At 63.5% G+C, this 14,955-nt stretch carries 13 protein-coding genes; 4 read left to right on the top strand and 9 right to left on the bottom strand.

Translation table 11 applies throughout. The annotated features are described in order from the left end of the window. Positions 1–83 precede the first annotated feature (83 nt). The 3 genes from Har1129_RS16085 to Har1129_RS16075 all read left to right on the top strand — a co-directional run bounded on the left by Har1129_RS16085 (position 84) and on the right by Har1129_RS16075 (position 5,441). On the top strand, positions 84–1,277 hold the full coding sequence (locus Har1129_RS16085; RefSeq protein WP_151101737.1) for a PLP-dependent aspartate aminotransferase family protein: 1,194 nt from the start codon (positions 84–86) through the stop codon (positions 1,275–1,277). 70 nt (positions 1,278–1,347) lie between these two features. Beyond that, a complete protein-coding gene (locus tag Har1129_RS16080; protein WP_151101735.1) occupies positions 1,348–2,145 on the top strand; it encodes a DUF5781 family protein in 798 nt (265 codons plus the stop codon). Between the two features lie 152 nt (positions 2,146–2,297). Beyond that, on the top strand, positions 2,298–5,441 hold the full coding sequence (locus Har1129_RS16075; protein WP_151101733.1) for a PAS domain S-box protein: 3,144 nt from the start codon (positions 2,298–2,300) through the stop codon (positions 5,439–5,441). Between the two features lie 48 nt (positions 5,442–5,489). Here the strand turns inward: Har1129_RS16075 and Har1129_RS16070 are convergent, their stop codons facing one another. The 6 genes from Har1129_RS16070 to Har1129_RS16045 form a co-directional block, all read right to left on the bottom strand. Then, positions 5,490–6,200 (bottom strand): energy-coupling factor transporter transmembrane protein EcfT, encoded by a 711-nt coding sequence (locus Har1129_RS16070; protein WP_151101732.1) that lies wholly within the window; start codon positions 6,198–6,200, stop codon positions 5,490–5,492. After that, positions 6,194–6,898, bottom strand: a complete 705-nt coding sequence (locus Har1129_RS16065) for an energy-coupling factor ABC transporter ATP-binding protein (protein ID WP_151101730.1) — start codon at positions 6,896–6,898, stop codon at positions 6,194–6,196. Before Har1129_RS16065 ends, Har1129_RS16070 begins: the two co-directional genes overlap by 7 nt. Further along, on the bottom strand, positions 6,895–7,473 hold the full coding sequence (locus Har1129_RS16060; RefSeq protein ID WP_151101729.1) for a biotin transporter BioY: 579 nt from the start codon (positions 7,471–7,473) through the stop codon (positions 6,895–6,897). Before Har1129_RS16060 ends, Har1129_RS16065 begins: the two co-directional genes overlap by 4 nt. A 74-nt stretch (positions 7,474–7,547) precedes the next feature. Then, positions 7,548–8,927, bottom strand: a complete 1,380-nt coding sequence (locus tag Har1129_RS16055) for a PQQ-dependent sugar dehydrogenase (RefSeq protein WP_151101727.1) — start codon at positions 8,925–8,927, stop codon at positions 7,548–7,550. Positions 8,928–8,976: 49 nt separating this feature from the next. Continuing rightward, positions 8,977–9,597: a 30S ribosomal protein S7 gene (locus Har1129_RS16050; protein ID WP_151101725.1), complete on the bottom strand. Its 621-nt coding sequence runs from the start codon at positions 9,595–9,597 to the stop codon at positions 8,977–8,979. 2 nt (positions 9,598–9,599) lie between these two features. Beyond that, positions 9,600–10,028: a 30S ribosomal protein S12 gene (locus Har1129_RS16045; protein WP_004515440.1), complete on the bottom strand. Its 429-nt coding sequence runs from the start codon at positions 10,026–10,028 to the stop codon at positions 9,600–9,602. A 456-nt stretch (positions 10,029–10,484) separates the two neighbouring features. Here Har1129_RS16045 and Har1129_RS16040 point away from each other — a divergent pair, with 456 nt between their 5' ends. Continuing rightward, positions 10,485–12,872 carry a methyl-accepting chemotaxis protein gene (locus Har1129_RS16040; RefSeq protein ID WP_151101724.1) on the top strand — a complete coding sequence of 796 codons (2,388 nt, stop codon included), beginning with the start codon at positions 10,485–10,487 and terminating at the stop codon, positions 12,870–12,872. A 26-nt stretch (positions 12,873–12,898) separates the two neighbouring features. Here the strand turns inward: Har1129_RS16040 and Har1129_RS16035 are convergent, their stop codons facing one another. The 3 genes from Har1129_RS16035 to rpoA2 all read right to left on the bottom strand — a co-directional run bounded on the left by Har1129_RS16035 (position 12,899) and on the right by rpoA2 (position 14,954). Continuing rightward, positions 12,899–13,243: a hypothetical protein gene (locus Har1129_RS16035; RefSeq protein WP_151101722.1), complete on the bottom strand. Its 345-nt coding sequence runs from the start codon at positions 13,241–13,243 to the stop codon at positions 12,899–12,901. Between the two features lie 98 nt (positions 13,244–13,341). Next, entirely contained in the window at positions 13,342–13,767 is a 426-nt protein-coding gene (locus Har1129_RS16030; RefSeq protein ID WP_151101720.1) for a NusA-like transcription termination signal-binding factor, read from the bottom strand. Continuing rightward, a complete protein-coding gene (gene rpoA2, locus Har1129_RS16025) occupies positions 13,767–14,954 on the bottom strand; it encodes a DNA-directed RNA polymerase subunit A'' (RefSeq protein WP_151101718.1) in 1,188 nt (395 codons plus the stop codon). Before rpoA2 ends, Har1129_RS16030 begins: the two co-directional genes overlap by 1 nt. Between the last annotated feature and the right edge of the window lies 1 nt (position 14,955).

The following is a 14,955-nucleotide window of genomic DNA, read 5'->3' as shown; positions in this document are numbered from 1 at the left end:
TGTATGCCCAGCGATTATAATTATTTGCAGTGGCATGAGTAATGATTGCAAAGGTATTAGCGCCAGCCAGCGGACGGGAGTGTATGACTCGACATCCACACCTCGACACAATCGCGGTCGATACCGAGACGGCGTCAGCAGCAGGGGATGTCACGCTCCCGATACACCTCTCGTCGACCTACGAACTGCCCGGGCTCGACACGGACCTTTCGTTAGAGGACGTCGACCCAGAGAAAGGGGAGTTCCTCTACTCGCGACTGTCAAACCCGACGCGACACGGCCTCGAACAGGAGTTAGCCGCGCTAGAAGGCGGAGAGCGCGCCTACGCATTCAGTTCGGGGACAGCAGCCGTTGCAACAGCGGTGCTCTCACTGGTCGAACCGGGTGACCACGTCGTTGCGTTCGACGACCTGTACGCGGGTACGCGACGGATGTTCGAAACGCTGTTCCGGGACCAGCTTGGTGTCGACGTAGAGTTCGTCGACGCGACTGATGTCGACGCTGTTGCGGCCGCGATGACGCCGGCAACGGAGTTGGTCTGGGTCGAAACACCAACGAATCCGGGCATCAAACTGTGCGACATCGACGCGATTGCAGCCGTTGCCGCCGACTACGGCGCGACGGTCGGGGTCGACAACACCTTCGCAAGTCCGTACTTCCAGCAGCCGCTATCGCTCGGTGCGGACCTCGTGGCTCACAGCACGACGAAGTACCTCAACGGTCACAGCGATGCTGTCGGCGGTGCGCTGATTACCGACGATCCCGAGGTGGCCGAACGGGTGGAGTTCCGCCAGCAGATCGCGCTTGGGAATATGCTCGCCCCGTTCGACAGCTATCTCATCTCGCGGGGCATCAAGACGCTGGGCGTCCGGATGACCCGCCACGAGAACAACGCTATGACCCTTGCGCAGTACCTTGACGAGCACGAACGCGTCGAAGCGGTCCACTATCCGGGATTGGAAAGCCATCCACAGCACGACCTCGCTTGCGAGCAGATGCAGGGCTTTGGCGGCGTGCTCTCGTTCGAACTGGCTGGGGACATGGCCGACGCCAAGCGCTTTCTCGAAGCCCTAGAGACGGTTACACTGGCAGTCAGCCTTGGCGGCGTCGAGAGCTTGGCGGAGCTCCCGGCGGCGATGACGCACGAACCGCTCTCACCGGCGGCACGGGACGAACTCGGCATCTCTGATACGCTCATCCGGTTATCGGTCGGTATCGAGGCCGTCGAGGACCTCCGGGCCGACCTAGAGCGCGGTTTCGCGGCGCTTGAGTCCTGATAGGCCACTGTGTGCGAACGGTGCCCCCACCCATGGATTAATAGCTCTTCAGCCCATGAGAGAGTGACACATGGACGTGCATGTGCAGGGTGGGCCGGCCGAACCGTTTCTCGGAGCGAGGGACCTCTTCTCGACGGAACACGACCTGAACCGACCGGTGACCGTCCGGGTCCGGGAGGACCCAGACGAGCGTACCCGCGTCAGCCACAGCGACGACGCCCACAAGCTGACAATCTCCCGTCAGGCCGCGACGAGCGCGATGGCCCGCGAGCTGGCGTTACACGAGTACGCACATATGCGCCACCACGAACGGGGGCATCCGTCACACACCCAGTCGACGCGGGAGGCGATCTATCTCGCGCTGGCGGGGCACTCGGTCGAACAGCGGAAGCTCACGCACTGCTACCAGATCGCCAACCACATGAAAGACGTCTACGCCGACGACATCTGGATGCCGGTGGTGCCCGGCGACAAGCTGGTGCCGTTTCTGGAGGCCAGCCTCGCAGCTGCCGTCGCGGACCGGCCCGGCGACCCGCCGGCTTGGGGCCGTTCAACAGCGTCGACCCGGATACGCCACCACAGCGAACCGGCCGCACGGTTGACGCCGGCCGCAGACCCGGACATCACGGCCGTCAACGCCGCGTTTGCCCTTGCGCTGTGTGAGCGTCACGAGCTGGTCGATTCGGGCCACCGGCTGTACGACCTCGCCCACGCCGCGGCCCAAGACGCCGAATCAGTCGATATCACGGAGTTCAAGCGTCACTTCGCAGCACTCTCGCCCGAGCCGGACGAGTCCGAATTCCGGAAAGCACTCGTCGACGTGACTCGGGCGTACGCTGGTGACGGCGGCGGTCGCGCGGCGGACTGACACTGAATGAGTTAGTGCTATCGGGTCACTAACGGTCGGTGTTGTCACACGCAAGAGATGGCCGCGTCGCTATCGACTGCTGGTTTCACTAACAGCCAAATGCGAATTAACCGGCAGAACTGTTTTTGCAGGGACTTGTGAACTAGTTGACTATGACCGGAGCGCTTCGCGGCCGACATCTCGACGGCGAGGCGGATGTCGTCGGCGAACGGATTCGGGTATTACACATCGACGACGACCCTGACTTCGTGGCTGTCGCAGCGGATTCTCTGGAGGCCGCAGACGACCGTATCTCCGTCGAAACCGCGACCAGCGCACGAGACGGGCTCGACCGGCTCGCCGAAAACGGATTCGACGCTGTCGTCTCCGACTACGACATGCCGAAGATGAACGGCATCGAACTGCTCGATGCGATTCGGGAGACGAACCCGGACCTGCCGTTCATTCTGTTCACCGGCAAAGGCAGCGAAGAGGTAGCCAGCGAAGCGATCTCGATGGGCGTAACCGACTATCTGCAGAAGTCGTTCGGGGTCGAGGTGTACGAACTACTGGCGAACCGCATCGAAAACGCGGTCTCCGAGTCCCGCGCGAAGCGACAGGCCGCCGAGTCAGAGCGTCGCGTCCGTGAACTCACCGAAGCGACTAACGACATCCTCTGGGAGTTCACGGCCGACCTGAGCGAACTGCTCGTTATCAACTCCGCGTACGAGGACATCTGGGGACGGTCGGTGGCCGATCTTCGGGACAATCCCTACGACTTCCTGAACGGCATCCATCCCGAAGACCGCGAACTGATGAAAGACGCGATGCGGCGTCTCATGGACGGCAAGTCGGCCGACGTCGAGTGCCGTGTCAATGCAACAGAGGAGTATCAGCGCTGGGTCTGGATACAGGGCGAACCGATCACTAACGGCGACGGCGAGATAGTTCGCGTCGCCGGGTTCGCCCGCGACGTTACCGAGCGGCGGAGCCGCGAGCGTGAACTTGAAGCCACCAAGAACCAGCTCGCGGAACACAACCAGACACTCCGGCAGCTCTACGAGATCAGCGCCGACCCCGACGCCTCGTTTGAAGAAAAGATCCAAGGGGTCCTGAATCTGGGCCGGGAGCGTCTGGGGACCACTGGCGCGTTCCTGTCCTCGAACGATACTGACCGCGATGAGTTCACCATCCGCTATGCGAGCGGGAACGACGAACGGCTCAAACTGGGGACCGTCACGCCGCTATCGGAGTCGTACTGCCGGAAGATTATCGACACAGGGAACATCATGGCAATCGCAGACGCGTCCGAAGAAGGATGGGGGTCAGACCCGGCATACGAACGGTGGGACTACGAGACGTACATCGGCGGCGAGGTTCGTGTCCGTAACGCGCATTCAGGAACGCTCTGTTTTGTCGACCGGTCACCCCGCGAGACTCCCTTCACCGAGGACGAGAAGACGTTCGTCCATCTCGCGGCACAGTGGGTGAGCTACGAACTCGAACGCCAGCAACGCGAGCAACGCCTCGAACGGTACAAGGAGTACACCGACGACATGCTGGACGCCATCGACGACGTGTTCTACGTCCTCGACAGCGACGGCCGCTTCCGGCGCTGGAACGAAAGCCTGCTGAACGTGACCGGCTACTCAGCCGCCGAAGTAGCTGGGGCACACGGAGCCGAGTTCTTCCCGGAGGAGCATCAGGACCTCGTTGGGGCCGCTATCGAATCGGTGTTCGATGGCGGCACCACCCGTGTGGAAGTGCCGTTTATTACGGAAGGCGGGGAACAGATCCCCCACGAGTTCACGGCGACCCGCGTCGAGGACCCCGATGGGAACCCGATGCTGGCCGGTATCGGCCGGGACATTACCGAGCGGAAGGCACGCGAGCAGGAACTGACGCGGACGAAGGACCTCCTTGACCAAGCCCAGCGGATCGCGAGCGTCGGCGGGTGGGAGGTAGACGTGACAGACGAGCCGCGGGATATGACGGTGACAAGTGAGTTCTACCGGATACACGGACTGGGGCCGGACGATGAACTGAGCATCGAATCCATCATCGACCTGTGCCACCCCGACGATAGGGACGTTGTCAGGACGGAGTTCCAGCAGGCGATAGAGACAGCCGAGGGGTACGACATGGAGGTGCGTATCGGCAGCGATGAGCACTACCGATGGGTCCGTGCACTGTGTGAGCCAGTCACCGAGAACGGCGACGTGGTCAAACTTCGGGGCTCCGTGCAGGACATCACCGACCGAAAGCTCCGGGAGCGCGAACTGGAGGAGACGCGCGAGCGGATGGAAATTGCGCTAGAAACCACCAATACGGTCGTCTGGGACCGTGAGTTCGAGTCCGGTGACCTGTCGTACTACCCCGGGTCCGAGACGCTGTACGGCACAGATATCGGGTCGCTAGACGAGTTTTTACCACTGGTCCATCCAGAGGATCAGTCAGACGTGGCGGCCCGCATCGAATCAGCGGCCGAGACCGGGATGTACGAAGCCGAGTTCCGGATCATCCGTGACGGCGAGGTCCGGTGGATGGAGGCGAAGGGCCGCGTCGAATCCGACGGCGACGGGACGCCGGTTCGGGCAATCGGTATCGACCGTGATATCACCGAGCGCAAGCACCGCGAGCAGGAACTGGAGGACACGAACGAACGTCTCGAAGAGTTCACCAGCATCGTCAGCCACGACCTCAGGAACCCACTATCCGTCGCCGAGGGGCGCGTCGAACTGGCCCAACAGGAGTCCGACAGCGAACATCTCGACAGCGCCAGCGACGCACTCGCGCGAATGCGGACGCTCATCGATGACCTACTCGCGGCTGCACGCGACGAGCAGTCGGCGGTTGACGCTGGCGTGGTGGCGCTCGCGGACACGGCCGAACGGTGCTGGAACAACGTCGAAACCAGCGACGCCGAACTCACTGTCGAGACAGACGCCGTCGTTCGTGCCGACAGAAGCCGATTGGGACAACTGCTCGAGAACCTGTTCAGCAACAGTGTGGAGCATGGCTCCACAAGCAGTCGGCCAAGGGCCGACGACAGCGTGGCACACGGCGGCGACGACGTGACAGTCACCCTCGGGGAACTTGACGATGGGTTCTACGTCGAGGACGACGGCGACGGCATCGACGAGGCGGATCGGTCGCGCGTGTTCGAGACCGGATACTCGACGTCGGACGACGGAACTGGGTTCGGGCTCTGGATCGTCGCGGAGATCGCCGACGCCCACGGCTGGACGGTAAGCATCGACGAGGGGAGCGACGGCGGCGCGCGGTTCGAGATTACCGGCGTCGAGGTCGTGGAGTGACGGGATCGAGAGCCGATGGAATAGCTGCAGCCGCGCACGGCAATCAGTTTAGATCGGAACGAGCGGCGACACCGCGAGCGCGATTCCGACGGCGAGCACCGGGTAGTCACGGCCAGCAAAAGAAAGCGGCGGGAGCGTCGGGTTCCACGCGAAACAGCGGGCTCGCAGGGCGACCGAGAGCCGGTCCGAGCGGTCGAGCGTGCGTTCCAGCGAGCGAACGGTGAGCAACCTGACACGGTCCCACAGCGGGCGGTCCGCACCGCCGCGAGCGTGGATTGCGTCGCGCACCTCCCGAACGTCCGCGAGCACAAGGGGGAACAGACGGACGACCAGCGCCATCCCGATACCGAGTATCTGACCGGGCTTGCCGGGAATCAGGCGCTGGACCGCCGCCCGTGTGTGCCGGACCGGCGTCGACGTGAGGTAGGCGGCGCTGACGAACAACACCGGGAGGATGCGCCCGACGTACAGCGCCGAGCGGAGCGCCGGCTCGACCCGAAACCACGGCGGACCGAACGCGATACCAGCGACCAGCGGGGCCAGCGCCAGCACCGTAAGGACGACCCGATAGGCGCGCAGGACGGCCAGCGGTGAGAGCCGGGCCGCTGCGAGCGTCACCAGCGCGAACGCGGTCGTGCCGACGAGCCACGGTAGCGTCGGGTGAGCAATCGCGGCGATAGCGAGGCCGAACTGGACCAAGAGCTTCGACCGCGGGTCCAGCCGATGGGCAAACGTCGACCCGGGCCGGTAGCTCAGCATCGCGGGTCTCGGACGCCGAGGTCCGGGAGGGTATCGAGTGCTGCTGACGGCGACTCGTCAAAGACGACCCGCCCCTCGTGCAGCGCGACGAGGCGGTCGGCCCGTTCATGGAGGTCACGGAGGTCGTGAGTGACGACGATGATACCCGTCCCATCGGCGGCCAGCGCGTCGAGGTGGGCAAGCACCGACTCCCTAGCCGGCCAGTCGAGCCCGACAAGCGGCTCGTCGAGCACGAGGTAGTTCGGCTCCATGGCGAGCGCCCCAGCGATAGCGACGCGGGCCTGTTCGCCGCCCGAGAGGGCGTCGATACGGGTATCGGCGGCCCCACCGAGGTCGACAGCGTCGAGCGCCGCTTCGACACGACGGTCGATCTCGTCCCTGTCGAGTCCGAGGTTCTCCGGGCCGAATGCCACATCTGCGCCGACGGTCGCGGCCACGAACTGGTCGCGGGGGTGCTGGAACACCATCCCGATCTGCGTCCGGGCGACAACGGGATCGTCCGTCACATCGGTCCCGTCGACAGTGACGGTGCCGGCGTCCGGCGTCAACAGAGCGTTGAGATGCCGGACGAGCGTCGTCTTGCCGCTCCCGTTTGGCCCGACGAGCAGGCAGTACTGGCCGTCGGGTATCGACAGCGTGACCCCGTCGAGGACGGCGACAGCACCGTACTGGTAGCGCAGGTCACGGACCGCTATCATCGACCGGAGAGATACCCGCCCTGCACGATAGCGATTGCGACACCGAGTTTCACGAGGTCAAGCGGGACATACGGAGCCATCAGGGCCGCAGCACGAGTGAGCGACAGACCGGTCACCATCGACATCCACGGGATGCCAATCGCATAGACGACGACGATTGCTGCAGTGAGCGCGAGCGCCTGCACCGGAATAGAGAGGTCGGCAACTGGGCGCGGCGACGTGCTTCGGTGTGCGATAGCGCCGGCGACGACCGCACCGACCAGAAAGCCGACGAGGAACCCTCCAGATTTTCCCGCGATGACATAGCCAATACCGGCGCTCCCGTTCGAGAACACCGGGACACCGGCGATACCGACGAGCAGGTACAGCAGCAGGGCGACGCCGCCCCACAGCGGCCCCAGTAGCAGGCCAGCGAAGAACATCCCGAACGGCTGCAGCGAGAACGGCACCAACGGTCCCGGGAGCGGGATAGATATCTGTGCGAGCGCCGCGGTCAGCGCCGCGAGCAGCACCGCCTTGGTGAACCATCCCACAGTGTCGTCATCAACGAGGTCGACGGATTGCTCTGTTGCCATGGGTCACCCTCTCTCGTCAACCGAAATATAGCCGGTGGTTCACGGAGCGCGGTTCCGCTGGCCGCCCGCGCCGCTCAGTCGGCCGGCGTGACGCGGACAAGCACGTCGTCGCGTTCCCGCGGGAATCCGTCGCCGGCACGCCCGTCCCGGTTCGACGTGACGAGGTACAGCCCGCCGTCAGGTCCCTGCTCGACGTGGCGAATCCGGCCGAGCTCGTCGGCCAGCAGGGAGTGGGTCGTCGCGGTGTAGGCGTCGTCGGTCCAGTCGGCGTCGTACACCTCGGCGTCGTCTCCCGGTGGCAGATCGTTCCCGGCCGGCGTCAGCGTCGTGACGAGTAGTTTCTGGCCCTTCAGCCCGCCGGTAAGCAGTCTGTTCTGCAGCGACGGGACGGCATCGCCGGTGTAGAACAGCGACCCGGAGGGTGCCCAGCCACCAGTATTGCCCGTGTTTGCGAGCGGGCGACGGACTTCAGGGCCAGCATCGAGATACTCCGAATGCTCGCGAGTATCCGGCCAGCCGTAGTAGCCCCCGGCCACGAGACGGTTGAGTTCGTCCCGGCCGGTCGGACCGTGCTCGGAGGCAACGAGTGTCCCGTCGGGGAGCCAAGCCAGTCCCTGAGGGTTTCGGTGGCCGTAGGTGAACACCCGGGGATCCCCGCCCAGATCCGGGTTGCCGGGCGCGGGGTCGCCCGCGGGCGTCACGCGAAGGACCTTTCCGCCGAGCGAGTCGAGGTCCGCGGCGAGGCTCCCAACGCCGGCGTCACCGGTCGTAATCCAGAGGTAGTTCTCGGGACCGAACGTGAGCCGACCGCCGTTGTGTATCTTGCTTCCGGGAATGTCGTCGACGAGAACGGACTCCGTGGCGGCCGGGTCCTCGGCCGAGACATCCATGGCGACAACCCGGTTTGAACGCTCGTCGTCGCCAGTCATCGTCGTGTAGTAGACGTACACCACCGGCGGATCGGGATAGCTCGGGTGCGCGGCGATGCCGAGGGTACCGCCCTCGCCGCCGGTGACCCACCAGCCGTCGGCACTTGATTCCGCGTCGATGACGGCGGCCGGTTCAGCAACCGTCCGCACGGTCCCATCGGCAAACGAGAGAACGCGACCGACCCGTTCAGTGAGAAACAGCGTTCCGTCCGCGGCAAACGAAAGGTCCCACGGGATTTCCAGATCCTCGATAAGTGGGTCAATTCCCAGCGGCGTGTCCATCGGGGACGTCGTGGGGGGCACCCATTCGCTGGGCGACTGCGCCCGCTCGTGGCTGAGAGACACGTCGTAGCGGTCCAGCGTCCGAACCGGGCCTGCCGTCGTTGTAACTGTGGATGTCTGGTCCGAGGAATCGGTCCGCGTTTCGGGCTCACCGCGACAGCCGGCCAGCCCGGTCGCCCCGATACTGGCGAGCGCGCCGAGATACTGGCGGCGGGAGCGGGCGTTGCGGCTGGGGTTTCGCATAGATTCCACTGCCGAGTATGGAAGAATAAAGATGTCGGAGACAGCCGAGTTAGCGAGCGGCAGCCGCGACGCGTTCTTTCTCTTCTTTCTGGTTGACCGCGTAGGTCTGGACGTCGTCGTTGGCAGCACCGACGAGCTGCTGTGCGAGCGCCTCGGCGGCACTCGTGGTGGTCTTGAACGAGCCACCGTAGACGCCCTCAGCGAGGAACTTCAGGGCCTGATCGACGCGGCGCTGGGGCGCGACGTCGACGGCCTTCGGGACCGAGATACCACCGTATTTCAGGCGGACGGTCTCCTCTCGGGGGGCGCTGTTCTCGACCGCACTGACGAGCACCTGAATCGGGTTCTCGTCGGTGCGCTCGTGAACGATCTCGAACGCCTCAGTGACGATGGAGGTCGCAAGCTGCTTCTTGCCCGTGTTCTCGTCGGTCTGCATCAGGCGGTTGATGAGCCGCTCGACGATGCTGATCTCGCTTTTCTTGAACTGCTTGTCAGCGTGTCGCCCCATCGTGTGGGCGATCGGCGTGACAGTGATGTAGCGCTCGGTCGAGGGGTCGGTGTACTCGATGTCCGTGATTTCCCACTCGCCGAACAGTTTCGCGCGGGCCGTCTCCGGCTCGCTTTCCTCAGCCGCGTCGGCATCAGCGTCAGGTGTGTCTTCGGCACTCATGGTTATCGGACCGGTTTCTCCGCGTTCCCGCGAACGAGTTCGATGAGAGAGACGCCGTTGACCTTCTCGACCTTGTAGTTGACACCGGAGAGGTCGCCCATCGCGCGGCCTTTCGCCCCGCCGATACCAGCGATCGTGACCTCGTCGTGCTCGTCGATGAAAGAGATAGCGCCGTCACCGGGACAGAACGCGGTGACCTGCTTCCCGTTCTTGATGAGCTGGACGCGGACACACTTCCGGATCGCGGAGTTAGGCTGCTTGGCCTCGATTCCGACTTTCTCCAGTACGATACCTCGTCCCTGGGGCGCACCCTCGAGCGGGTCGGACTTCTTGCCCAGGCCGCGTTCGCGACGCGCGTAGTCAGTGTCGGACCACCGGTGTTTCTGGCGGTCCTTCTTGAGCTTGCGCGCGGCGTACTTGCCGTTCGCCATAGTAGGCACTGGTACCTTTCGGAAGTACTTAAGACTCCTCTTTCGGACTCGGCCGGTAGCGCTTTCGTGTGTGGCGTTCTGTGCCATAGACGGGGAAATCAGGTCCAGAACTGCGTTAGATGACGCGAAGGGAGGTTCACAACAGCGGGTGAGGTGCGGTCAGCAAGGTGTTTCGGTCGGCGTGTATAGCTCAGAACTGCTCTCCCGGCAATTTCATGAGAACCTCTGCCAAGAGTTCGACCTGCACAGGAGTTGGCTGACACTATTGCGAGGGAGTCACCACCCCGGGTGGCGAAACTCATCACAACCGACAGTATGCGTGTCAGGCGCTACAGATGTTGGGTCCCAGTCCACCAAGCCGAGAGATAGCCCGCACATGGAATCAGGTGTGATAACTGGGCAGTTGGTTTCTAGTACTGGCGCTTGAGTTATTCAGACAGACCTGCGGTAGTATCTATGAAACTCGAACAACGCCTCCCAGATATCGTCCGGCAAACGTATCTCCGGAAGTTGACGCTCATCATCCTCTGTATCGCCCTGCTCGTTGCGGGCGTCAGCGTCACTGCGGAGCGGACGGTCGCAAACGAACTGACCGAACAGCGCGAGAACGAACTGCAAACGGGTACCGTCCAGACGGCCACGACAACAGCGGACTGGGTTCGCAGCCAGCGAAACGCCGCTCGAACCCTCTCATCGCTGTCCGACATTGAGGAGGGGAGCTCAATGATAATTGGGGGCGCATTACAGCGACAAGCGTTCTACCAGCCGGAGTCGGTGTATGCTCTCCACTACGTCGACGAGGAGACGATGGAAATCGAGCAGTCGTCGCTGACCGACCGACACGGCACATCGCTCCAGACAGACGACTTCGAGTGGGAAGGCGGGGACCTCTCGGTTTCGGGGTCGAACTCGGTCGATATGTCGAATGTGTACACTTACGACGGAAACAAGTACATCGCCTTCGCGAGCCCGGTCGCCCGGAGCAACAAACTGGTCGTCGTGGTCCACAACGTGACCGCGCGGACGGCCCAGTTCCGCAACTCCATCGACGGCGGTGAAACGCGGATCGTCCGGCAGGACGGGACGGTTCAGTTCGCCGAGGACGCCTCGACCATCGGCACGCAGTACAACGTGTCCGCCAACCTGACCGCACTCACAGCGGGAGACACCGACGTGGCCCGGAGCGGGCCGTACCTGATCGCCGCGAAGTCCGTCGGTGACACGCCATGGATCGTCGTCAAACAGGCTCCAAAGTCGGCCGCTTTCGCACTACGTGACAGTATTCAGGGGAGCTTCATCGCCATCATCGGCGTCTCGCTGGCCGGGTTCGCCCTCATCGGCGTCCTCGTCGGCCGTGGCATCATGCAGTCACTCAGGCGACTCTCGACACAGGCAGAAGCCCTCGCAGTAGGGAACTTCGACACCGACATCGAACAGTCTGACCGCCTCGACGAGGTTGGCGATGTCCAGAACGCCTTCTATGACATGAAGACCTATCTCGACACCGTCGCTGCACAGGCCGACGCGCTCTCAAGGCAGGCGTTCGACGATCCGGCGCTCGACAAGGACGTTCCCGGCCAGCTCGGCGCGTCGCTATCGAGCATGCACAGTAACCTCGAATCGTTCATCGGCGACCTCGAACAGGCCCAGCAAGAGGCCGAGGAGTCCAGAGCGGAGGCAGAAGAGCTGGCTGGGACGCTCGAACAGCAGGCCGAGGAGTTCTCGGCCGTGATGCGGAAAGCGGCCGACGGCGACCTCACCCAGCGGCTCGACACCGACACGGACAACGACGCGATGGCCAACATCGCAGCCGCGTTCAACGACATGCTCGCCCAACTCGGCCAGACGGTCATGCGTATTCGAGAATTCGCCGACGATGTCGACGGCTCTGCCGACCAGATCACCGCAAGTGCTACCGAGGTCCGTGACGCCAGCGAAGAGGTCAGTGAATCCGTTCAGGAGATCGCCGATGGCGCGGAGACGCAGTACGAGAACATCGAGGACACGGTCGACGAGATGTCAGGCCTCTCCGCGACGGTCGAAGAGGTCGCAGCACAGGCCGACGAAGTCGCGACCACGTCGAACGAGGCCGCCAAGATCGGTGCAACCGGCAGCGAGCGCGCATCGGAGGCTATCGAAGTGATGAACGATATCGAGACGCGAGCCGACGAAACTATCGACCGCGTCGAGTCCCTCGACGAGGAGATGGAGCAGATCGGTGACATCGTCGACCTCATCGATGACATCGCTGAACAGACCAACATGCTCGCCCTGAACGCGTCCATCGAGGCCGCCCGGGCCGGTGAAGCGGGTGAAGGGTTCGCCGTTGTCGCCGACGAGATCAAAGGCCTCGCTCAGGAAACGACCGAGGCCACCGAAGAAGTCTCGACAGTTATCGAAGATGTGCAGGACACCACTGGCGATGCCGTGACCGACATCAGACAGATGGGCGACTCAGTCACAGACGGCATCGACACCGTTGACGACGCAATCGAATCCCTCGAACAGATCGTCGACCGCGTCGAGGAAGTCAACGACGGCATTCAGTCCATCAGCGACGCCACCGACGAACAGGCCGCAACGACGGAGGAAGCAGTGGCGATGACCGACGAGGTCGGAACAATCAGTGAGGAAACCGCATCCCGCGCCGAGAACGTCGCCGCCGCCGCGGAGGAACAGACCGCGACGATCAACGAAGTCACCGGCGGTATCGAATCCCTTTCGGATCAGGCTGGCGACCTCAGCGAACTCCTGCAGACGTTCGCTGTCGACAGCGGAACCACGCACAGCGATACCGACGTGTACGAACACGGCGCAGACGACTCGGCCGCTGGCGACGACTGAGTGTCGCCTCCTGTTTCATCTGCCACTTACAGTTTCGGTTCGGCGCTCGACGTGACCCATTGGTAGAGACCATAGCTACCGAAAAGAACCCCAGCACAAACGCCGAGGGCGGAGCCGATATCCTGTCGCTGGCTGAACCGGACGAAATAAAAGAACGCGATTAGTCCGCCGCCGATGAGCGGGTACGCCGGTGACGTGAGCAGTCCCTCGACAAGACTCGTGGCACCCACCAACACGCACAGCGCGAGCATAAACGCGCCTTCGAGTCCGGACGGCGGGTTCCCCAGAACGTGTGCGTGATACAGGTAAATTCCGACAATAGTCAGCGGAGCCAGCAGGTCGCCGCCGTCTGGACGCCGGAGTGCGGGCATAGCAGTCGGTTCACGACCAATCAAAAAAGCGGTTTCTGTCCGTCCCCACATCGACTGCCCGAGCAGGCGGGTCCGTGGACCCGCTCGAATCGCCCCGCTCAGGTCAGTTCGATGCCGTCGATTTCGAAGTGTCGCTTGGCCAGCTGTCGTGCGGCGTCGATGTTCCGCCCTTCGCGGCCGATTGCGGCCCCGCGGTCTTCCTGTGCCACTTCGACGTAGGCGACGGTGTCATCGTTCTCCGAGACAGTGACGTTGTACACCGCGGCCGGCGCGAGTGCGTTCGCCACGAAGTCCTCGGCTGTCTCGGCGGCTTCGACGAGTTTGACCTCGCGGCCGAGGCGGTCCTCGACGCGTTCGACGGTCTGGCCGCCCGGACCGATGGCGTCAGCCATCTCCCCGCGCTTGACCAGATACACGACCTGATCGTGGTCCTCGTCGACGACGCAATCCCGGACGGTGACGGCTGCCTCGTCCTCGAAGAGGGCGACCAGTCGACGCGCTTCGTCCGAGAGTTCGACCCGCATCAGTCCTGAGTCGTGCCCATCCGGAGGTTAACATCGCCGGTGCCGAGCTTGATCGGCTTCCCGACGATGACGTTCTCCGTGACGCCGTCGAGTTCGTCGACCTCGCCGTGGATGGCGGCGTCGAGCAGGTGATTGACCGTCACCTCGAATGCTGCACGGGCGAGCACGGAGTCTTTCGATCCCGAGATGCCGTGGCGACCGATGGACTCGATGGTCCCCTCGTTGGTCATGATGTCGGCGACCAGCATCAGGTGCCGGACGTTCACGTCGTCGAGCCCCTGCTCTTCGAGCGTGTTCATCGTCTCGTTGATGAGCGTCTCGCGGGCCGCTTCGACGCCGAGTTCCCGGTAAATCTCGTGGATGTTGTTACATGTCGTCCGGGACGCGTCGACGCCCTCGATGTCGAGCACTTCGCCGAAGTCCGAGCCCTCGGTGTAGAGGACGAACTCCTCGCCGTTGTCGGTCTCCTCCTTTCGGATAACGACGCGGGTGATCTCCTCGATACCTTTGAAGACGATTTCCCGCAACTCCTCGACCAGCTGTAGCAGGTCGCGGTAGCTGGGTTCCTCCGGACCGAACTCGATGACGGTGCCGGCCTGCCGGGTCGAGACGCCGAGGTTCGACTCGATGGTCTCGGAGATCTCCTCGGCGATGGCGTCCGTGTCGTTGACCGTCGGCCACCGCTCCAGCAGCGTGTCCTCGTTGAGGTCGATTTCGACGAGCATGTCCGCGACGTTCGTCGAGATGTCACCCAGCGCGAGGATACGCGTCGCCTCGATCTTCCAGACGACCTCGTGAGCGCGCTCGCGGTCGTCCGCGTACTCCTCGTCGAGGTGGACCGTCATCATCGGTGTGTCTGGCGTCTTCCGGGCGTCCACCAGCTCGATGAGCCGTGGGAGGCCCTGAGTCACGTCGATTTCGGCGACCCCCGCATAGTGGAACGTGTTCATCGTCATCTGCGTTCCCGGTTCGCCGATGGACTGGGCCGAGACGGTCCCGACCGGGTCCAGCGGGTCGACGCGGGTGTCGAGATAGCGTGACTCGACGGCTTTGGCGATACGGTCGGCGTCGTCGACGCCGACACCCCGTTCCTCGACGGTGCTGTACACTTCGTCTTTCAGCCGTCGCGGCAGCTCAGTGTCCTCGACGACGGCCTCGATGTCTGCTGATACGTCGTGTGCTGTCATT

It is taken from the genome of Haloarcula sp. CBA1129 (genome assembly GCF_008729015.1).
Classification (GTDB): domain Archaea; phylum Halobacteriota; class Halobacteria; order Halobacteriales; family Haloarculaceae; genus Haloarcula.
Note: the sequence above shows the minus strand (reverse complement) of the source record. Positions and strands in the feature narration are given on the sequence as shown.